Here is a 20,079-nt window from a genome sequence, read left to right on the forward strand (position 1 = left end):
CACAGAAGCAGGCGTTTGGGCGGCGTGTCGCTGCGCTTGTGACCGGTCGATTCGGGGTTGTGGTAGTGGGGGCGCCGTGACCTCACACGCGAGGTATCCCTGGCAGGAGTCGACCCGGAGCGGGCTCGAGGTGGTGGGCTCGGGTCAGGAGGAGGGCGGCCCGGTGGCGGAGGTGTACGGCACGGCGGTGGGCCCGGGCCCGGCGGCGGGATTCCCGGCGGAGGCGGATCGCCTCGGCGAGGTGTCGGGCCTGCTCGAGGTCCGGCCGGTCGGGGGCGCCGGGGTGGGGCAGGCCGAGGCGGGTGGTCAGCCAGACTTCGTGCCCGTACACCATGATTCTCCGATCTGAAGCACTTCTTTCAGACATGAAGCCTAGAAGGCACGAAGACCGATGTCAAACACTTCTTTCACATCTTCGTTAGGCTGGGCGCATGAGTGACGAGGACGAGGTCCAGGTCGAGCTCACCGACGCTCGGGCGATCCGGGCGATCGCGCACGAGGCGCGGCAGCGGGTGATCAACATCCTGTACGCCGAGCAGCGGCCGCTGACCGCGACCCAGTTGGCCGGCCGCACCTCGCTCAGCCCGAGCGCGCTCAGCTACCACCTGCGGGCTCTGGAACGCTGGGGCGTCGTGGTCCGGGACGAGGGGACCGACGGCGACGGGCGGAACCGGCCGTGGCGGGCGGCCGGGACCGTGCTCGCGATCCGGGCCGGTCACGGGCCCGGCGACGCCGGGGCTGCCGACGCCCTGTTCGAGGCGATGCTGGACGACCAGCGGCAGCGGATCAGGCACCTGCGGACGCTGCCGGAGCGGGACCAGGAGGGATTCACCTCGATGAGTGTGTCCACCTACTGGCTGACCGACGACGAGGTGGCCGACGTGCGGCGCGAACTGGACCGGCTGCTGAAGTCCTACCGCGGCGACCGGCCGGTGGCGGGGGAGGGCCGGCGCCGGGTGGCCGTCACGTATTCGGTCCTCCCCGTCGTCGAGTCATGATCAGAAGAAGATCAACCGCAGCACGGCCGTGACGGCGACCGCCACCACGAACACCACCAGCAGGCCGCGTTTCAAGATCAACATCAGGACGCCGGCCGCGAAGCCTGCCAGCACCGGCCAGTCGACACTGAACCGCCGGCCGCCGTCGAACAGCTCGGTGATCACCAGCGCCGACAACATGGCGATCGGCAGGTAGTGCGCGATCCGCTGCACCCGCGGATGATTGAGGACGGACTCGGGCAGCGACAGCCCGGCCAGCTTGAGCAGGTACGAACCCACGGCGGCGATGATCACCGCGACCCACAGCGCGGTCATGCCGGCGCTCCCGGCGGCTCAGGCCGGTTCCGATCCCGGTCCGGGGCGAAGCCGGCGACCACGGCGACGGCGGCGGCCGCGATCACCGGTACGCCGGTCGGCGCGATCGGGATCAGCAACAGCGCCAGCGCGGCCGCGCCGACGGCGGTCCAGCGGGCCCGGGGCCGGCGCAGCGACGGCCAGAGCAGCGCCAGGAACACGGCCGGTGCCGCGGCGTCCAGCCCGAACGCGGCCGGGTCGATCACGCTGCCCAGCAGCGCCCCGGCCAGGCTGCCGCACTGCCACAGCACGAAGAGGATGAGCCCGGTGGACCAGAAGGCGTACCGCTGGGTCGGCCGGTCCGGCTGACCGGAGGCCATCGCGGTGGTCTCGTCGATGACGAAGTGCGCGGTCCAGAGCCGGGCCGGCCAGCGCGGCGTCAGCATCTCCGCGACCGGCACCCCGTAGAAGGCGTTGCGGACGCCGAGCAGCAGCGCGGCCGGGATCGCCGCGAACGGGGCGCCGCCGGCCGCGACCACCCCGGCGAAGGCGAACTGCGACGCGCCCGAGAACAGCACCAGGCTGAGCACCATCGTCTGCCCGACCGAAAGCCCCGACCCGACCGAGACGGCCCCGAACGAGGCGCCGAACGCCCCGGCGTAGAGCCCGATCGCGACGGCGGACCGGACGATGCGCCCGTGTTGGCGAGGTTCGGGCGGTTCGATGGCGGGCTCGGTCACCCAGCGGATTCTGGCAGACGGGTTTCGGCTCCCACGATGGGATATTGGCGCGGCGTTCGCGGACCGGCTCCGTAGAATCGGCGCGTGCCACAGACCTCACTGACCCTGCGCCGGATCGACCTCCGCGGCCGATCGGCCCACGGCGAGGCGATCGACTACGGCTCGGTCGTGCCGCGGGCCGAGTTCGCCATCGAAGCCGCCGTCGAGGCGGTCCGGCCGATCGTCGAGGACGTCGCCGAGCGCGGCGTCCCTGCTCTGGAGAAGTTCTCCGAGGAGTTCGATCACGTGGTGCCGCAGCATTTCCGGGTTCCGGCGACGGAGCTGGCCCGGGCTGCGTACGAGCTCGACAACGACCTGCGCGGCGCCTTCAACGAGTCGATCCGACGCCGCCGTGAGGTGTGCGTGGTCGAGCGGGGCGAACCGGAGTCGATGATCGAACTGGCGCCCGGAGCCCGGGTCAGCCAGCGGTTGATCCCGGTCGACCGGGTCGGCCTCTACGTTCCCGGCGGGCGTGCCCCGCTGGCCTCCAGCGTGATCATGAACGTCGTCCCCGCGCAGGTCGCCGGCGTCGGCTCGATCGCCGTCGCGTCCCCGCCGCAGGCCGAGTTCGGCGGCCTGCCGCACCCGTCGATCCTGGCGGTCTGCCACCTGCTCGGCGTGACCGAGGTGTACGCCGTCGGCGGCTCGCAGGCGATCGCCATGTTCGGGTACGGGGTCGAGGGCCTCTGCGAGCCGGTGAACGTGATCACCGGTCCGGGCAACAGCTACGTCGTCGCCGCGAAGCGGCTGCTCAAGGGTCGGGTCAGCATCGACGCCGAGGCCGGCCCGACCGAGATCGCCGTGCTCGCCGACCACACCGCGAACCCGCGCTTCGTCGCTGCTGATCTGATCTCCCAGGCCGAGCACGATCCTGCCGCGGCCTCGGTGTTGATCACTCCCGACGAGGCGCTGGCCGACGCTGTCGACGCCGAACTCCAGCGGCAGCTGCCGGCCACCAAGCACACCGACCGGATCCTCACCGCGCTGAACGGCCAGCAGTCCGCTGTCGTCCTCGTCGATGATCTTGATCAAGGGGTCGCGGTGGCGAACGGCTACGCGGCCGAGCACCTGGAGATCCAGACCGAGGACGTGACCTCGATCGCCAGCCGGATCCGCAACGCCGGCGCGATCTTCCTCGGCCCGTGGGCGCCGGTCTCGCTCGGCGACTACTCGGCCGGCAGCACCCACGTGCTGCCCACCGGCGGCTGTGCCTGCCACTCGGCCGGGCTGACCGTCCGCAGTTTCGTCAAGGCCGTGCACGTGATCGACTACACCGAGTCGGCGCTGGCCGAGATCGCCGGCCAGATCGAGAACTTCGCCAACGCGGAGGACCTGCCGTCGCACGGCGCGGCCGTGTCGGTCCGGTTCCAGGAGGGCCGATGAAGCCCGCCGCCACGGCGCCGGGCCGTCTCGCTGATCTTCCGCTGCGGCCGGAGTTGGTCGGCGAGGAGCCGTACGGTGCGCCCCAGCTTGACGTCCCATACCGGCTGAACGTCAACGAGAACCCGTACTCGCCGAGCGCGGTGGTGATCGCCGACATCGCGGCCGCCGCGGCGACGGCGGCGACCGACATGAACCGCTACCCGGACCGAGAGGCCCGGGCGCTGCGTGATGATCTTGCTCGCTACCTCGGCCACGGCCTGACCGGCGACGAGGTCTGGGCCGCGAACGGCAGCAACGAGGTGATGCTGCACGTGCTCGGCGCGTTCGGCGGGCCCGGCCGCAGCGTGCTGTCGTTCGCTCCGACCTACTCGATGTATCCGGAGTACGCCCGCGACACGCACACCGCGTGGCTGACCGTGCCGCGGGCCGACGACTTCACGATCGACCCGGCCCAGGCGGTCGCCGCGATCAAGGAGCACCGGCCGGACGTCGTCTTCGTGACCAGCCCGAACAACCCGACCGGTACCGCCGTTGCGCTGTCCACGCTGGAGTTGATCATCGAGGCGGCGCCCGGCGTGGTCGTGGTCGACGAGGCGTACTACGAGTTCGCCCGGGCCGGTACGCCGAGCGCTTTGGAACTGCTGCCGCGGTATCCGCGGCTGGCGGTGACGCGCACCATGTCCAAGGCGTTCGCGTTCGCGGGTGGGAGGCTCGGCTACCTGGCGGCGAGCCCGGCCTTCGTCGACGCGCTGCGGATCGTCCGGCTGCCGTACCACCTGTCGGCGGTGACCCAGGCGGTGGCCCGGGCCGCGCTGGCCCACGCCGACGAACTACTGGCCCGGGTGGCCGACCTGCGGGAGGCCCGGGACGACCTGGCCGCCTGGCTGGCCGACCGCGGCTTCGCGGTGGCCGAATCGGACGCGAACTTCGTGCTGTTCGGCCGGTTCGCCGACCGGCACGCGGTGTGGCAGGGTCTGTTGGATCACGGCGTGCTGATCCGGGAGACCGGCCCCGACGGCTGGCTCCGGGTCAGCGCGGGGACGCCGGAGGAGATGGCCGCATTCAAGGACGCCCTGGACCGGGTGACGAAGGAGCAGCAGACATGACCGACCGGACTGCGCAGGTGGAGCGGGAGACGTCCGAGTCGTCCGTGAAGCTGAGCCTCAACCTGGACGGCACCGGCCGCTCCAACATCCTGACCGGGGTCGGCTTCTACGACCACATGCTGACCGCGTTCTCCAAGCACTCGCTGATCGATCTCGACGTGCACACAGTGGGCGACATCCACATCGACGCGCACCACACCGTCGAGGACACCGCGATCGTGCTCGGCCAGGCGATCCGGACCGCGCTCGGCGACAAGGCCGGCATCCGCCGGTTCGGCGACGCGCTGGTGCCGCTGGACGAGGCGCTGGCCCAGGCCGTCGTCGACGTGTCCGGGCGACCGTACTGCGTGCACACGGGTGAGCCGGACGGCCAGGAGTACGTACGGATCGGCGGCGGGCCGGCCGGCTCGGCGGGCGGCACGGTGCCGTACACCGGATCGCTGACCCGGCACGTGCTGGAGACGCTGGCCTTCCACGCCCACCTCTGCCTGCACGTACGGGTGCTGGCCGGCCGCGATCCGCACCACATCATCGAGGCCCAGTTCAAGGCGTTGGCGCGGGCCCTGCGGACCGCGATCGAGCCGGACCCGCGGGTCACCGGCGTGCCGAGCACGAAGGGTGCGCTGTAGCCCATGAGCGTTCCCCGCGTGGTGATCCTGGACTACGGCTCGGGCAACGTCCGGTCCGCGGTCCGCGCCGTCGCCCGCGCCGGTGCCGAGGTCGAACTGACCGCCGACCGCGATGCGGCCCTGCGCGCGGACGGCCTGGTGGTGCCGGGCGTCGGCGCGTTCGCCGCCTGCATGGACGGGCTGACCGCGATCGGCGGCGGAGACATCATCGCCGAGCGGGTCGCCGCGGGCCGGCCGGTGCTGGCGATCTGCGTCGGGCACCAGGTCCTGTTCACCGACGGGATCGAGCACGGCGAGCAGGCCAAGGGCTGCGGTGTCTGGCCCGGCACGGTCGAGCGACTGCATGCGGTCCGGCTGCCGCACATGGGCTGGAACGTCGTGCAGCCGCCGCCGGACAGCGCCGCGTTCGCCGGCGTGGAGCGGCAGCGGTTCTACTTCGTGCACTCGTACGGCGTGCGGGCGGACTCGGTCCGGCTGCATCCCGAACTGGCCGGCAAAGTCACCTGGGCCGACCACGAGGGCGACCGTTTCGTTGCGGCGGTCGAGGACGGCCCGGTCTGGTCCACCCAGTTCCACCCGGAGAAGTCCGGCGACGCCGGCCGGCAGTTGATCACCAACTGGCTGGGCCGGCTCTGATCCCGGCCGAAGTCGATCAGCGGACCGTGATCAACTCCGCGCGGACCGTGGCGCGGTGCAGCAGGGCGGCGAGTCCGGCCAGCAGCAGCGCCGTCACGGAGCCGGCCACGGCGAGGTGCAGGCCGGCCGTGATCGACGCCGGCGTCGGCGCATCGGATGCCGCGGCGTAGAAGATCACTCCGATGACGGCCACGCCGAACGAGCCGCCCAGTTGCTGGACCGTGCTCAGCGTGCCCGAGGCGCTGCCGGCATCGGCCGGCGGCACGGTGGCGAGGGCGACGTCGTACACCGGGACGATGATCAGGCCCATCCCGATCCCGCCGAAGCTCAACCAGCCGGCCAGCTGCCACCAGGCCGGCGCCGCGCCGGCTCCCGGGTCCGTCGCGGCGACCGCGACCATGATCATCGAGAGGGCGAACAGGCCCGCGCCCGCAGCCATCACACGATGGCCGAACCGGGCCAGCAGCGGCGCCGCGATCGAGCTGCCGATCAGCGCGCCGACGCTGAGGCCGAGCCAGACCAGACCGGACTCGAGTGCGCCGAATCCCAACGCCTGCTGGAGATACAGCGTGACGAACAGGAAGAAGGCGACCAGTCCCGCCTGGAGGCAGAAGTTGATCATGCTGCCGGTCCGGTAGCCGCGGTCGGTGAACAGCCGGAGCGGGATCAGCGGCGTCCGGCCCGCGCGGTCCAGCCGGCGCTGCCGTACCGCGAAGGTGAGCAGGAGCAGCGGCCCGGCGGCGAACAGCAGCCAGCACCACCACGGCCAGCCGCGCTCGCGTCCCTCGATCAGCGGCAGGATCAGGCAGAGCACGCCTGCCGTGATCAGGGCGGTGCTCGGCAGGTCCAGGCGTAGCGCGGGTCCCGGCCGTGCGCTCGGCACCAGACGGAGGGCGGCCAGGAACAGGATCACACCGACCGGGATGTTGATCATGAAGATGGCGCGCCAGCCGAAGCCGTACGCCCCGGTGCTGACGATCACGCCGGACAGCACCGGTCCGACCACGCTGGCCGTACCCGTGATGAAGCCGACCACGCCGTAGACGGGCGCCCGGCGCTCGGGCGGGAACAGCACCTGCACGCCGGCCAGCACCTGGGGCACCATCAGACCGGCCGCGCCGCCCTGCAGTGCGCGGGCGATCACCAGCACCGTTGCGTCCGGAGCCGCGGCGGCCAGCAGCGAGGCGAGCGTGAAACCGGCGATCCCGGCCAGGAACACCCGACGCAGCCCGACCAGATCACCCAGTCGCCCGCCGGTGATCAAGGTCGCGGCGAGGGCCAGGGTGTAGGCCGCGACCAGCCACTCCACCGAGGCCGACCCGGCACCGAGATCGGCCTGGATCGACGGCAGCGCCACATTGACCACCGTCGTGTCCATCAGATCCATGAAGTTGGCGACGATCAGGACGACCATCGCCGCCATCGCCCTGGTCCGGTTGCCGGCCATCGACCCTCCCGAGATAGTTCCGATCTGGAATTACCTTGGCACGATAGCATGTGCTTCCAGAATGGAACTACTTCCGGGAGGTCGGATGCGAGCGAGGTCACAGGGCGAGCAGACGATCCGCGACCGCTTCCAGCACCTGGTGCCGCAGATGATCTTGCTGCACGAGCGAGTGGCCAAGGAGATGGGTCTCTCGGCGGTCGCGCTGCAGGCGTTGCACATCATCGACCTGCACGGCGCGCCGATCTCTCCGACCGAGCTGAGTCGGCAGAGCGGCCTGCCGCGGAGCACCGTCGCGCGGGTGCTGGCCGGCCTGGAGGTCGACGGGTACGTGACTCGCTCCGAGGTGCCCGGCGACGGCCGCCGGGCCTTGATCAGCTCGGCACCGAAGGCCCGAACCGTCGGTCGCCGGTTCGACCTGTACGAGAAGGCCATGCAGGCCGCCGTGGCCGACTTCACCGACGACGAGGTCGCGGTCATCGCCCGCTACTGGGATTCCCTGCTGGACCACGTGACCCAAGCCGATCCCGCGCCCGACTGACCGCCCCTGCGCCGATCGCCGCTCCGGTTCGGTTCGTCGAGCGTGACGAAGGAACCACCTGAAATCGATCTCAGGCGTCCGCAACGTCACACTCGGCGAGTCGTGGGGGTTGGTCGGGGCTCAGCGGTGGCGGGTCCGGGCTGGACCTTGAGGGTGGCGGGGTCGGGCTGGGCTTCGAGGGTGGCGGGGTCCGGACTGGACCTTGAGGGTGGCGGAGTTCTGGGTGCTGGGACTCGGTTGTGCTGGGGTCGGTCGGAGCTTCACTGGAGGCGGAGGCGGTCTGGAGCTCGAGGGTGGCGGGTTCGGGTTGGACCTCGACGGCGGCCGGGTTCGGGTTGGACCTCGACGGCGGCCGGGTTCGGGTTGGACCTCGACGGCGGCCGGGTTCGGGTTGGACCTCGACGGCGGCCGGGTTCGGGTTGGACCTCGACGGCGGCCGGGTTCGGGTTGGACCTCGACGGCGGCCGGGTTCGGGTTGGACCTCGACGGCGGCCGGGTTCGGGNCCGGGTTCGGGTTGGACCTCGACGGCGGCCGGGTTCGGGTTGGACCTCGACGGCGGCCGGGTTCGGGTTGGACCTCGACGGCGGCCGGGTTCGGGTTGGACCTCGACGATGGCCGGGTTCGGGGGTTTCCGTTGCAGCTGGCTCGGGTCGGCGTTCTCGGTGGGTTGCGGCACTGCTGGGGCGACGGTCGCCGGGCCGGCGGTGCGCCCGAGCCTTGGCGAAGCGGGGCCAGGCCACGGCGGGCGGGCGTGCGAACTGCCGACGACGGCTACGACTCGGCCGCCGGGCACGGGTCCGGTGACCTCGCGGAGCTGCGCCGCCATGGCGAGGTTGCTGGTGGAAAGTTCGGCCGGTTCTCGCGGTCACAGGGGTTCCGGCAGAAGGTCGACGATCGTCACCGGCACGGGGTTGTCCGCGATCACGTCGGCCCATGATCGGCGCCCGGAGCAATCCCGGCGTCCTGTTCACTCCGGACCCCACCCCTTCATCGACCGGTCACTTCAGCAGCGACACGCCGCCGAAACGCCTGCTTTTGTGACCGGTCGGCGGTCTTCTTGGGGTTATTCCTGCAGGGAGAGGGCGGCGGAGGGGCAGAAGGCGACCGCTTCGCGGGCGGCTTCCTCCTCGTCGGGGTCCGGTACGTCCTTGATCACCAGGACGGTGCCGTCGTCCTCGCTCTGGTCGAAGAGTTCCGGCGCGGTGAACGCGCAGTTGCCCGAACCGACGCAGACGGTGCGGTCGGCAATGATCTTGATCGGCATGATCACCACGCTACCGGGAGTCGGTGCACGCCGTAGATCACCATGTCGTGGCGCAGTGGTACGTCGCTCGGATCGACGGCGAGCCGCAGGCCGGGGAAGCGGGCCAGGAGCTTGCCGAGGCCGACGACCAGTTCGGTCCGGGCCAGTTGCTGGCCGAGGCACTGGTGGATGCCGTGGCCGAACGCGACGTGGCGAACCCGTTCGCGGGTGACGTCGAGGGTGTCCGGGTCGGCGAACTGGTCCGGGTCGCGGTTGGCCTCGGGCAGGTGCATCGCCACCGTCTCGCCGGCCGGGATCCGGTAACCGCCGAGTTCGACGTCCTCCAGCGGCACCCGTACCGCGACGAACTGGACGATGGTCAGGTAGCGCAACAACTCCTCGACGGCGCCGGGGATCAGGTCCGGATCGCGGCGCAGCCGGTCGAGTTGATCTTGGTGCTGCAGCAGGGCGAAGGTGCTCAGCCCGATCATGTTCGCCGTGGTCTCGTGGCCGGCGATCAGCAGCAGCTTGCCGACGTTGGCGAGTTCCTCGTCGGTGAAGGCCGCGTCGGACTCGATCAATCCGCCCAGGATGTCGTCGGCAGGGTGTCGCCGCTTGTGCCGGACCAGATCGCGCATGAAGTCGTCCAGCCGCTGCCACAGCTCGCCGACCTCCTCCATCGGGGTCTCCAGGTTGAGCAGCTTCGCGGTCCACTCCTGGAACCGGGCGCGGTCGGCGTAGTCCACGCCGAGGAGTTCGCAGATCACCAGCGAGGGGACCGGCATGGCGAACTCGGCGACCAGGTCGGCCGGGGCGCCCGCCGCCTCCATCGCGTCCAGCCGCTCGTCGACGTACTCCTCGATCCGGCCGGCCAGCGCCCGCATCCGCCGTACGGTGAACAGGCCGGTCAGCTGCTTGCGGTAACGGGTGTGGTCCGGCGGGTCGTGCGAGATGAACATGCCCGGCGGGGTCTCCCGGCGGTCCTGCGGCCGGCGACCCCGGATCGGCGAGTCGGCCTTCGCCCGGTCGGCCGAGAAGCGCGGATCGGCCAGCACCTGACGCGCCTCCTCGTAGCCGGTGACCAGCCAGCCGCGGCGATCGCCGGCCATCAGGATCGGCCGCACCGGGCCGAGCCAGGCCGGGTCGCGAAGCGCCGGCGGCGGGTCGAAGGGGGTGCTGCGCTGGGTGGGGAGCGGGGTGAGGGTCTCGGTCGCGTACGGCTGCGTCATGGTGCACGTACTCCTTCGGTGGATCCGCCAGTTCCTCCAGCGTAGGAGTGATCTTGCGTGGTCTGCAAAGTTTCTTGATGTGAATCAGTACACACAGGGTCCCCTTGCTACCGTGAGGCCATGTCCGTTCCCACTGGGCTGCGGGAGCGCAAGAAGCGCGCGACCAGGGTCGCGCTCAGCCGCGCGGCGCTGCGGCTGACCCTCGAACTCGGCTGGGACAAGGTCACCGTCGAGGGGATCGCGGCCGAGGTGGACGTCTCGGCGCGCACGTTCTTCAACTACTTCTCCACCAAGGAGGAGGCGGTGATGGCCGACACCGAGGATCAGCTCGACCGGTTCGTCACCGCGCTGACCGAGCGCCCGGCCGACGAGCCGATCCTGGACGCCATCCACCACGCACTGATCGACACGATGAAGTTCGGCGACGACGACGCCCGGGAATGGGTCGCCCAATTCCGGTTGGCCCGCCGCGAGTCGAGCCTGCTGCCGTACTTCATGGCGAGGGTGCACGAGATGGAACGCCACCTGGTCTCGGCGATCGCCGCGCGTACCGGTACCGACCCCGAACATGATCTCTACCCGGCGCTCGTCGCCACCGCGGCCGGCGGGGCGATCAAGGCGGCCCTGCGGGTCTGGTCCGACCGGCGCAGCCCGCTGCCGCTGGCCGACCTGGTGGCCGATGCCCTGGACCAACTCGGCCGGGGCCTGCCCGAGCCGCAGCGGCGGTCCTGACCGGGCCGGGGTCGTGGGCGGTCCGGCGACGCCCGTCGGATAGGTTGGCGCGCATGCCTGAATCCAGCTATTCCACCGTGGTGTTCGATCTTGGAGCGGTGGTGCTGGCCTGGGATCCGGTGCCGGCGTTCGCGACCGTACTGCCGGCGGAGGATGTGCCCGCCTTCCTGGACAAGATCGACTTCCGGACCTGGAACCACACCCAGGACGCCGGCCGGACCTTCGAGGTCGGCGAGGCCCTGCTGGTCGAGCAGCACGGCGCCGAGCACACCGACGCGATCCAGGCCTACCGGCTCAACTTCCCCAAGACGTTGACCGGGATGATCCCGGGCACCGGCGCCGTGATCGCCGAACTGCAGCGGGCCGGGGTACGGCTGCTGGCGCTGACCAACTGGTCGCACGAGACGTTCCCGCACGCCCGGCGGCGGTTCGGGCTGCTCAACCGGTTCGAGGACATCCTGGTCTCCGGCGCCGAGCGGCTGGCCAAGCCGGATCCGGCGATCTTCCGCCTCCTCGTCGAGCGGTACGGGCTCGACGCCGGCCGGACGGTCTTCGTCGACGACGTCGCCGCCAACATCGCGGGCTCCGAGGCGGTCGGCCTGACCGGGATCCAGTTCACCGACTCCGCCGCGCTGCGGGCCAGGCTGGTCGAGCTCGGTCTGCTCGGCGAGCGCGAACCGGTGGCAGGGCCGGTCTATCACCTGACCGACGCGGCAACCTGGCAGGCGGCCCAGGCCGCGGGGGAGTACCCGTGGTCGACCCGCGACGTGCCGTACGACAGCGAGGGATACGTCCACCTCAGCTTCGCCGGCCAGGTCGCGGGCGTCCGGAAGCGGGCCTATCCGGACCACGCCGACGCGGATCTGGTGCTGCTCCGGCTCGACCCGGAGCCGGGCGACCCGATCGTCGCCGAGGACCTGGACGCCGGCGAGCCGTACCCGCATCTCTACGCCCAGCTCCCGTTGGACCGGGTCCGGGTCGAACCGCTGCCTGACCCTGTCGAAAGCTGAGCCGCATCGGGCCGGGCCCTTCGACAGGCTCAGGGCGCTGAAGCTGGTCGTTCCGGACACGTTGCCGTCAGTTCACGCCGTGTTCAGCGTCGGTCCCTAGTCTCCGCGGGTGCCGAGAAACGCGTTGTTCATCGCCGCCTTCGACTCGCAACTCAAATGGTGCGGGCGGATCCGCGACGAGTTCGCCGACCGCGGCTACGCGTGCCGGGTCGTGGTGCCGGACGTACGGTCCGCACTGTCGGCCCAGCAGATCGCCGACGCCGGCTTCGACCGGGTCGACTCGCTGAGTTGGTCGGACCTGCTCGACGTCGCGGTGATCAGCGACGTCGTGGTCTGCGGCCTGTCCGGGCCGATCACCAAGGGCTTCAGCGTGGAGCTGGCCGACCGCCGCCGGGCCGCGGGCGTCGTCGGGCCGGTGTTGATCACCGGCTGGGTGGGCGTGATCATCGAGAAGATCACCGCCGGCTACCTGGACCGGTGCGGCTCCGACATCGTCGCGGTCAACTCGGTCGCCGACTTCGACCACTTCACGACCGTGGGCGGCCGGCTCGGGCTGCCGCCGAACAACCTGGTGCTGACCGGGCTGCCGTTCCTCAGCCCGCGACCGCAGCCGCAGCGGACCGGCCCGATCCGGCGGGTCCTGTTCGCTGATCAGCCGACCGTGCCCGGCCGCGAGGTGGAGCGCCGCTACGTCTACCAGAAGCTGGTCGACTACGCCTACCAGCATCCGGACCGCGAGGTGATCCTGAAGCCGCGGCACCGGCCGGGCGAGGACACCTTCCACAAGATGCTCTACCACCCGGAAGCCGTACTGGCCGGGATCGAACAGCCGCCCAACTTCATGATCGACTACACGCCGATCGGCGAGGTGCTGGACTCGATCGATCTCATGATCACGATGTCGTCGACCGCCTGCCTGGAGGCACTGGACCACGGCTGCCGGGTCGCCCTGGTGCTGGACCTCGGCGTGCATGAGCGGTACGGCAACCAGGTGTTCCTGGACAGCGGCCTGCTCCGGACCTTCGACGCGATCGGTGCCGACCAGCTGGGCACGCCGGAACAGTCCTTCCTGGACAGCTACTTCTTCGACCGCGACCGTACCTCGACGGCGATCATCGCCGACCGCGCCGACGAGCTGGTCGCCGCCGACACGCGGCCCTCGCACGCAGCCTGGGAGACCGACTACCTGCGCAGCGCGGCGGAGTTCCACCGGGAGACCTCGGCCGGACCTGGCGGCGGCCGGCCGAACGGGCAGCACAGCCTGGTCGCGCTGCGCCGGCGGATCGTCCGGCACGGCCCGGTGAAGGGTGTGCTCGCCCAGGCCTCGGTCTCGCTGCTGCCGCCGATCCTCAACCGCTCACTCAGGAATCTGATCAGGAACGGAAGGACCCTATGAGCAAGCCCATTCGCGGATACTCCGACATCCCAGGCTGGTTCTGGTGGATCGACCGCCAGCTCTTCGCGACCATCCTGGACGTCCAGGCCGCCTCGGCGCCGGGCGTGCTCGTCGAGCTGGGCACCTACAAGGGCAAGAGCGCGGTGATCATCGGCAACCACGTCCGGCCCGGCGAACGGTTCGTCGTGCTGGACCTGTTCGGCCGCACCGAGCTGCTGACCGACACGGCCGCCGACCGGGCGAACCGGACCGAGGCCGAGCGCTCGTACGCCACGCTGGACCGGATCACCTTCGAGCAGAACTACCTCGCGCTCCATGATCAACTTCCGGAGATCATCGAGGCGCCGAGCACCGCGATCGTCGAGTCGGTCCAGCCGGACACGGTCCGGTTCCTGCACGTCGACGCCTCGCACCTGTATCCATACGTCCGCGAGGATGCCCGGAACGCCAAGTCGATGCTGCGGTCCGACGGCGTGGTGGTCTTCGACGACTGGCGCGGCGAGCACACGCCCGGTGTCACCGCCGCGGTGTTCGAGTCGGTGTTCGCCGACGGCCTGGTCCCGTTCGCGCTGACGCCGACCAAGTTCTACGGGGTCTTCGGCGACCCGGAACCGTACCTGACGGTGGTCCGGGAGTTGATCAAGAACGATGACCGGGTCTGGGGCGAGGAGCAGGAGATCCTCGGCCGGCCGGTGCCGCGACTGAACCTGATCAAGAAGAAGGAAGCCCCGAAGGGCTCGATGTCCGACGCCGACATCGACCGGATCAGCGAACGGTTGATCACCAAGCTCGGCCCGGCCCTGAACGGCCTCCGGACCAGTTGACCCTCTCCCGGCGCGGTCAACGTGGAAATCTGCGCCGGGTCTGATTGACCGAAAGTTCCACACCCCGGGTGTGCCTCCCGGGGCCGGTCCGGCGATCGCGGCGCTCCGTGCCGGGTGCAGGTCGCAGGCTGCGTGACCCGACCCGCTGCTCCGGTCCATGGGCGTCGGGCGCCGTGAAATGCCCGTGATACCAGGCCTGACAGGACGTGTCGCGGACCCCGTGCCGGCAAGCTGCACGCCAGGTCATCGCTGAGGCGCGCCACGCACCACCGGCCGCCGGTCCGGGTCGGTGGGTCCCGTCGTTCGCCATAGCGACGCCGCTTCGATGTCGCGATTTCTCTTCACGCCGGACGGTTCAACGTTGGAATCGGCCGGAGCGCTCCATCAGCAGTGAAATCGTGACAGGCACCGCGGGACGCAAGAACCGCGGACGGCCTCCGGCGCTACAGCCTTGCGCCGAGTGTGACGGTTCCATCCGCGATCTTCGCTCTCGCGGCCCGGATCGCACTCGCCGGTTCGCGGCCTGGACTCCGCAGGCCTGCACCGACCGGTCACTTCGGCAGCGACACTCCGTCCAAAGTGCTGCTTTGGTGACCGGTCGGCGGAGTTCGCGGGGTCAGGGGGTTGTGACGGGGCGGGGTGCGGGGCGGAGGGCGCGGAGGACCTTCCGCTTGCCGCGGCCGACCATCCGGCTCAGTTTCGGGCCGAGGATCCGGCGGACGGTGCGCTGGAGCGGGGACCGCTTCCTGCGCGGCTTCTTGATCACCGTCGGGAGCCGGCCGGGCAGGTCGAGGATGGTGAGGCGCCGGCGCTTGACGTACCCGCGCACCTCCTCCCAGTGCTCGCCCAGCACCCGCTCGGCGGTCGGCCGGAGGTCGGGGTTGCGCACCGACTGCATGCAGTAGCCGACGGTCCGGACCAGGTCGTCGGTCGACACGGCGCCGGTGGCGGCCGGTGCGAGCGCCGGGCCGGTGGCGAGGTGGTGCAGGTCGGGCAGGGTCGCGTGCACCAGGGTGACCGGGATCCGGTTGCTGTTCTCGTACGGCCGGACCCGTTCCAGCGCCAGTTCGGTACCGATCCGGGCAGTCGGCAGACCGTAGCAGCTGGCCGCCGTCAGGAGCGCGGTGGAGAAACAACCGGCGACCAGGCCGATGCCCGGCTGGTCGAACCAGGCCTCGACGAGATCCGGCTCGTCGTGCACCGTGAGGTCGGCACCGAGGCGTTCGGCCTCGGCGGCGAGCGTCGTGGTGAGCAGATCCGGGGCACTCGGGTGCGGCTTGAAGACCAGCGTGCTGAAGCCCGCCGCGACGGCGCCGCTGACCAGCTCGCGGAGCAGCTCCTGCTCCTCCTCGACACTGAGAATCCCGATCGCCGACAGGTACTGCCCGAGCAGCACCGCCACCGAGCCGGGCTCCGCCGCGGTGATCACCTTCGGCACCTCGATGCCCAGGCTGCCGACCACGGTACGGAACGAGGCGGTGTCGATCAGCGACGGCGTGGCTCCCCACTCGCGGAGCAGCAGCGGTGTCACGCCGGGCACCAGGTCGAGATGATGCACCCGGTCCACCCGGGACCCGATCTGGGTGTAGAGGCCGACCCGGGTCGGGCTGTACGACATCAGGCCGTCGGCGTACACGTCGATCCGGGCGTCCGGGAACAGCCGCGCGATGGTCAGGGCCGGCGCGGCCTGGATGCTCTCGACGATCAGCCGAAGATCATGATCGACAACGCCCCACTCGTGCGCGACCAGGCGCTGCAGCAGCGGCAGCTCGGTGTCCGGCGGCCGCCACTCGGACGGGTGCAGCGGACTGATCAACTCGTTGTAGTCGTACGTCCGGTCGAACAGCCCGGTCAACTGCTCCATGCCCGCCGAGCTGAGCAGTCCGGGGCTGGCCTCCGGGGCGGTGCTGTTGTTGGAGATGACCAGGATCCGCTGGTCGGCGGCGGGCCAGGCCCCGTCGGCCAGCGCGGCCGCCAGCGTGGTCAGCCCGAACGGTGTGGTGGCGACGAACAGTTGGGTGCTCATGCCGCCATCACCTCGGTGATCACCTTCTGGCGACGCGGATCGAGCCCGGCGACCACCTCGGCGAGATGACGCCGGGGGAGCCGGGCCAGGGCCGCCGCGCAGAGCGCGTACAGCTCCTCGCCGAGCGGCTCCTCGTACGTCTTCAACCGGCCGAGGTGGTGGTTGATCATGCTGCAGTAGCTGCGGATCGCCTTCGGCAGCAGCAGTTCCGCGTCGCGGTCGGCGGACACGTCGGCGATGACCTGGTCGAACGCCGTCAGGAAGTCGAACTGGCGCCGATCGGAGATCCTGGTCAGCGACGTCGAGACGTCACGCCGGTAGAAGACGCCGAGCAGCCCGACCACGGCGAAGGATTCGCCGTTCAGGTGCAGCTTCCAGTTCCACGGCCGGTCCTCGCAGGTCTTCAGCTTCTCGTTGAACCGCAGCAGGCCGCTGTCGGCGAGCTTGCGGTGGAAGATCCCGGCCCAGGCGTTTGGTGCGTCCACCGACGTGGTCCGATCCACTGGAAGGATCGCGTCGCGCGGGTTCGCCACCGCGTTGCGGTGCGGGTGGTTGATCCGGTGCACCGTCCGCTTCCGGCCGACCACCCGTACATGATCGGTACGCAGGAAGTCGCAGCCGAGGCGTTCGATCGCCGCCAGCAGCTCCGGGTAGTAGCCGGGACGGACGAAGTCGTCACCGTCCAGGAAGGTCAGGTACGTCGCGTCGCCGGCCTGGTCGATCCCGACGTTGCGGGCCGCCGCCAGACCGATGTTGTCCGGACACTTGATCAACTCCGCGCCGGCGACCCGATCCAGTTGTCGCTCGATGATCGACGCGGTCGCGTCGGTGGAGGCGTCGTCAATCAGCAGGAATCTGATCCCTGGGCCGGAATTCCGCCGTAGGCTCTGCAGCATCGGACCGACGTAGGCCTCGATGTTGTGACACGGAATGATCACGCAGAGTCGCGTCGGCTGGCCGCCGTCGGCGCGATGCATCGTCCTCCTCGTTGTCGCAGACTGGTCGGCTGCTGCGGCCGTGGCCACGGCATTGGTCCGCCATCCTTCTGGAGTCAGGTGAACACTCGACGGCCCGCGGGTGAACGGCGCCTACCGTCAGTTGACCGTAACCCGAAGGCTCCGAGCCGACCGCGGGATCCGGCGCTGTGCAAGGGATCGTCGCGGCCACCGGGTCGCCGTCGCGAGGAGTTCGGGGGCGGTTCACCGCCCGTTCACGGTGGTCCTGCCGAGTGGCACCAGATGTCGTGGTTTGTTCGTTGGACGTTCAATTCGGCGGTGCGATCTCGCCACGTACGGTTCCTAGCTTCGCTGTCATGACAGCCAACGTTTCGTTCACCTCGCCGACCCGTTCGATCGGTGATCACGAGGTCGGCATCGATCACCCGGTCTACGTCACCGGGGAGATCGGCATCAACCACAACGGTGATCTCGACAACGCCAAGGCCTTGATCGACATCGCGGCCGACGCCGGCTGCGACGCCGTCAAGTTCCAGAAGCGGACGCCCGAGGTCTGCACCCCGCGGGATCAGTGGGACATCGAGCGGGACACCCCCTGGGGCCGGATGAAGTACATCGACTACCGGCACCGGGTCGAGTTCGGCGTCGAGGAGTACCAGGCGATCGCCGACCACGCCAAGGCGCGCGGCATCCACTGGTTCGCCTCGCCGTGGGACGTCGAGTCGGTCGAGTTCCTCGAGCAGTTCAACGTGCCGGCCCACAAGGTGGCCTCCGCCTCGCTGACCGACGACGACCTGCTCCGGGCCTTGCGGGCCACCGGCAAGACGATCATCCTCTCCACCGGCATGTCCACCCCGAAGCAGATCCGGCACGCCGTCGAGGTGCTGGGCAGCGAGAACATCGTGCTGCTGCACGCGACGAGCACGTACCCGGCGAAGGCCGAGGAGCTCAACCTGCGGATGATCCACACGCTGCAGTCCGAGTTCCCGAACGTCCCGATCGGCTACTCCGGCCACGAGACCGGCCTGCAGACCACGCTGGCCGCGGTCGCGTTGGGCGCCGTCTTCGTCGAGCGGCACATCACGCTGGACCGCGCGATGTGGGGCTCCGATCAGGCCGCGTCCGTCGAGCCGCAGGGCCTGCAGCGGCTGGTCCGCGACATCCGGATCATCTCCGAGTCGCTCGGCGACGGGGTGAAGAAGGTGTACGAGGGCGAGCTCGCCGCGATGAAGAAGCTGCGCCGGGTCCCCGGTGTGCTGGCCGAGCAGGAGTCGCCGCAGCTGGTCGGTGCCTGACCGACCGGTCGTTGCTGCGGGGTGAGGAAGGCGGGATGAAGACGCTCGCTCTGGTGGAGAGCCCGGCCCAGTTGCTCAACGTCCTGGAATGGGCCCACCGGCACGACGTACAGCGGGACGACCTGACCACGGTCGTGCTGGCGCCGCGCCCGGAACAGTCGCGGCTGCAACTGCGGCGGATGACGGAGATCGCCCGCAACCTGCGGCACGTCGTCCGCTGGCACGAGCCGCGGCTGGGTGCGGCGTCGACCGCGCGCACCGTACGGGCGATGGCCGGTGAGCTGATCGGCATCGACCGGCTGGTGATCGGCGACCCCTTCTCGGGTGTGATCCAGGTGGTCCTCGGGGTGACCCGGGTGCCCGAGGTGGTGATCGTCGACGACGGTACGGCCACGATGGAGTTCGCCCGGCTCTGGGCGGCAGGGGAGGAACTGGTCCGCTGGCACACGACCAAGACCGCGCCGCACCGCCGGCAGATCGCCTCGCTGGCCCGGCGCCGGATGACCGCCGCGACCGGCAGCAAGATCAGCTTGTTCAGCTGCCTGCCGCTCGAGGTCGAACTGCCGGTGATCAAGAACGACTTCGGCTGGACCCGGAGCCAGTACGGCCAGCCGACGGTCAAGATCACCGGCGACCTGGTCGGCACCTCCCTGGTCGAGACCGGGGTGGTCGACGAGGAGGCGTATCTGGCCGGCGTCGCCAGCCTGGCGGCCCGCTACAAGGTGGACCGCTATTTCGCGCACCGCAAGGAGGAGCCGGCGAAGCTGGACCGGATCACCGCCCTCGGTGTCGAGGTGGTCCGGCCGGAGTTGCCGATCGAGCTGACCGCGCGGATGGGCCCGATCGGCCGGCACGTGATCAGCTTCCCGTCGACCGTGGTGCACACGCTGCCGGTCGTGCTCGCCGACACCGCGGCCGACCTGGTCGTCTGCGACATCAACCAGGACTGGTACACGACCAAGACCAGCGCCGCCTCGAGCACGTTCCTCAGTCACGTGGCGACCAGCGCGCGACTGACCCACGGGCTCACCGCCGCGGCCTGCTGAACCTGCGAAGCGTCCTCGAACCGATCGGGTTCGAGGGCGCTTCGGCGTACCCGCAGAAATCTCTGATTCGAACTTCTTGCGTATCCGCAGATTGTGCGTATGTTGGGGTCATGTCCGAAGACACCACCGTCGACGACGTACGACGAGCTCTCGACGCCGCGGACGGAGCGCCCCCGGAGGAGGCGTTGCCGCACCTGCGCGAGGCCGCCGACCGGCTCACCGAGCTGATCGACGCCACGCTCGCCGCCGCCGTGCTGAGCGGCCGGTCGAGCCTCCGTGCGGCCGGGGCGAAGGCCGGCCTGTCCGAGAACGCGGTCGGCCCCAGGCTGGCCCGGACCCGGCAGCTGGGGGCGTATGCCGACGAACGGGGGCGGGTGACCGCCGCTGGGGTGGAACGGGCGAGGTACGACGAGGAGTCGGGCACACCACGCACGACCCCCGAGCGGGCCGTGCCGCTGCGCTTCAAGCCGCGCCGGCCGACCGGCTGACGAACGAGGAGAGGGGATTGACC

21 protein-coding genes are annotated in these 20,079 nt (G+C 70.3%); 14 read left to right on the forward strand and 7 right to left on the reverse strand.

What is annotated here, in order from left to right; genetic code table 11:
* Positions 1 to 76 precede the first annotated feature (76 nt).
* Both AC6CCG_RS17385 and AC6CCG_RS17390 read left to right on the forward strand, forming a co-directional pair.
* Entirely contained in the window at positions 77 to 349 is a 273-nt protein-coding gene (locus AC6CCG_RS17385) for a hypothetical protein (RefSeq protein ID WP_496655852.1), read from the forward strand.
* An 82-nt stretch (positions 350 to 431) separates the two neighbouring features.
* Positions 432 to 998: an ArsR/SmtB family transcription factor gene (locus AC6CCG_RS17390; RefSeq protein WP_496655853.1), complete on the forward strand. Its 567-nt coding sequence runs from the start codon at positions 432 to 434 to the stop codon at positions 996 to 998.
* On the opposite strand, the gene AC6CCG_RS17395 is transcribed toward AC6CCG_RS17390, so the two are convergent.
* Positions 999 to 1,313 (reverse strand): AzlD domain-containing protein, encoded by a 315-nt coding sequence (locus AC6CCG_RS17395; protein WP_496655854.1) that lies wholly within the window; start codon positions 1,311 to 1,313, stop codon positions 999 to 1,001.
* Positions 1,310 to 2,032 (reverse strand): AzlC family ABC transporter permease, encoded by a 723-nt coding sequence (locus AC6CCG_RS17400; RefSeq protein WP_496655855.1) that lies wholly within the window; start codon positions 2,030 to 2,032, stop codon positions 1,310 to 1,312. The genes AC6CCG_RS17395 and AC6CCG_RS17400 overlap by 4 nt, the downstream gene beginning before the upstream one ends.
* Before the next feature lie 114 nt (positions 2,033 to 2,146).
* Here AC6CCG_RS17400 and hisD point away from each other — a divergent pair, with 114 nt between their 5' ends.
* From hisD to hisH, 4 genes are read left to right on the forward strand one after another with little or no spacing between them, the layout of a single operon-like run.
* Entirely contained in the window at positions 2,147 to 3,454 is a 1,308-nt protein-coding gene (gene hisD, locus AC6CCG_RS17405; protein WP_496656283.1) for a histidinol dehydrogenase, read from the forward strand.
* Entirely contained in the window at positions 3,451 to 4,560 is a 1,110-nt protein-coding gene (locus tag AC6CCG_RS17410; RefSeq protein WP_496655856.1) for a histidinol-phosphate transaminase, read from the forward strand. Before hisD ends, AC6CCG_RS17410 begins: the two co-directional genes overlap by 4 nt.
* Positions 4,557 to 5,189, forward strand: coding sequence for an imidazoleglycerol-phosphate dehydratase HisB (hisB, locus tag AC6CCG_RS17415; protein WP_496655857.1), 633 nt, complete (start codon positions 4,557 to 4,559; stop codon positions 5,187 to 5,189). Before AC6CCG_RS17410 ends, hisB begins: the two co-directional genes overlap by 4 nt.
* Positions 5,190 to 5,192: 3 nt before the next feature.
* A complete protein-coding gene (gene hisH / locus AC6CCG_RS17420; RefSeq protein ID WP_496655858.1) occupies positions 5,193 to 5,825 on the forward strand; it encodes an imidazole glycerol phosphate synthase subunit HisH in 633 nt (210 codons plus the stop codon).
* Positions 5,826 to 5,841: 16 nt separating this feature from the next.
* Here hisH and AC6CCG_RS17425 read toward each other — a convergent pair whose 3' ends face one another.
* Positions 5,842 to 7,272, reverse strand: a complete 1,431-nt coding sequence (locus tag AC6CCG_RS17425) for a DHA2 family efflux MFS transporter permease subunit (RefSeq protein ID WP_496655859.1) — start codon at positions 7,270 to 7,272, stop codon at positions 5,842 to 5,844.
* 85 nt (positions 7,273 to 7,357) lie between these two features.
* Here AC6CCG_RS17425 and AC6CCG_RS17430 point away from each other — a divergent pair, with 85 nt between their 5' ends.
* Positions 7,358 to 7,810 (forward strand): MarR family winged helix-turn-helix transcriptional regulator, encoded by a 453-nt coding sequence (locus tag AC6CCG_RS17430; protein ID WP_496655860.1) that lies wholly within the window; start codon positions 7,358 to 7,360, stop codon positions 7,808 to 7,810.
* Positions 7,811 to 8,874: 1,064 nt separating this feature from the next.
* On the opposite strand, the gene AC6CCG_RS17435 is transcribed toward AC6CCG_RS17430, so the two are convergent.
* Together AC6CCG_RS17435 and AC6CCG_RS17440 are read right to left on the reverse strand one after the other, a co-directional pair.
* On the reverse strand, positions 8,875 to 9,075 hold the full coding sequence (locus AC6CCG_RS17435) for a ferredoxin (protein WP_496655861.1): 201 nt from the start codon (positions 9,073 to 9,075) through the stop codon (positions 8,875 to 8,877).
* Positions 9,076 to 9,077: 2 nt separating this feature from the next.
* On the reverse strand, positions 9,078 to 10,283 hold the full coding sequence (locus AC6CCG_RS17440) for a cytochrome P450 (RefSeq protein WP_496655862.1): 1,206 nt from the start codon (positions 10,281 to 10,283) through the stop codon (positions 9,078 to 9,080).
* A gap of 120 nt (positions 10,284 to 10,403) precedes the next feature.
* Between AC6CCG_RS17440 and AC6CCG_RS17445 the strand changes: the two genes are divergently transcribed.
* The 4 genes from AC6CCG_RS17445 to AC6CCG_RS17460 all read left to right on the forward strand — a co-directional run bounded on the left by AC6CCG_RS17445 (position 10,404) and on the right by AC6CCG_RS17460 (position 14,245).
* Positions 10,404 to 11,015, forward strand: a complete 612-nt coding sequence (locus AC6CCG_RS17445; RefSeq protein ID WP_496655863.1) for an acyl-CoA-like ligand-binding transcription factor — start codon at positions 10,404 to 10,406, stop codon at positions 11,013 to 11,015.
* 53 nt (positions 11,016 to 11,068) lie between these two features.
* Entirely contained in the window at positions 11,069 to 12,025 is a 957-nt protein-coding gene (locus AC6CCG_RS17450) for an HAD-IA family hydrolase (RefSeq protein ID WP_496655864.1), read from the forward strand.
* A gap of 109 nt (positions 12,026 to 12,134) precedes the next feature.
* Entirely contained in the window at positions 12,135 to 13,421 is a 1,287-nt protein-coding gene (locus AC6CCG_RS17455; RefSeq protein WP_496655865.1) for a DUF6716 putative glycosyltransferase, read from the forward strand.
* Positions 13,418 to 14,245, forward strand: coding sequence for a class I SAM-dependent methyltransferase (locus AC6CCG_RS17460; protein WP_496655866.1), 828 nt, complete (start codon positions 13,418 to 13,420; stop codon positions 14,243 to 14,245). Before AC6CCG_RS17455 ends, AC6CCG_RS17460 begins: the two co-directional genes overlap by 4 nt.
* Positions 14,246 to 14,861: 616 nt before the next feature.
* Here AC6CCG_RS17460 and AC6CCG_RS17465 read toward each other — a convergent pair.
* Complete coding sequence (locus AC6CCG_RS17465; protein ID WP_496655867.1) at positions 14,862 to 16,271, reverse strand: polysialyltransferase family glycosyltransferase; 1,410 nt, start codon at positions 16,269 to 16,271, stop codon at positions 14,862 to 14,864.
* On the reverse strand, positions 16,268 to 17,248 hold the full coding sequence (locus AC6CCG_RS17470) for a glycosyltransferase family 2 protein (RefSeq protein WP_496655868.1): 981 nt from the start codon (positions 17,246 to 17,248) through the stop codon (positions 16,268 to 16,270). The genes AC6CCG_RS17465 and AC6CCG_RS17470 overlap by 4 nt, the downstream gene beginning before the upstream one ends.
* A gap of 335 nt (positions 17,249 to 17,583) precedes the next feature.
* Here AC6CCG_RS17470 and AC6CCG_RS17475 point away from each other — a divergent pair, with 335 nt between their 5' ends.
* From AC6CCG_RS17475 to AC6CCG_RS17485, 3 genes are all read left to right on the forward strand, one after another.
* On the forward strand, positions 17,584 to 18,522 hold the full coding sequence (locus AC6CCG_RS17475; RefSeq protein WP_496655869.1) for an N-acetylneuraminate synthase family protein: 939 nt from the start codon (positions 17,584 to 17,586) through the stop codon (positions 18,520 to 18,522).
* A gap of 35 nt (positions 18,523 to 18,557) precedes the next feature.
* Positions 18,558 to 19,568, forward strand: a complete 1,011-nt coding sequence (locus AC6CCG_RS17480; RefSeq protein WP_496655870.1) for a hypothetical protein — start codon at positions 18,558 to 18,560, stop codon at positions 19,566 to 19,568.
* A gap of 110 nt (positions 19,569 to 19,678) precedes the next feature.
* Positions 19,679 to 20,056 carry a hypothetical protein gene (locus AC6CCG_RS17485; protein ID WP_496655872.1) on the forward strand — a complete coding sequence of 126 codons (378 nt, stop codon included), beginning with the start codon at positions 19,679 to 19,681 and terminating at the stop codon, positions 20,054 to 20,056.
* The last annotated feature ends 23 nt before the right edge of the window (positions 20,057 to 20,079 follow it).

Source organism: Microlunatus sp. YIM B11417, assembly GCF_059617205.1.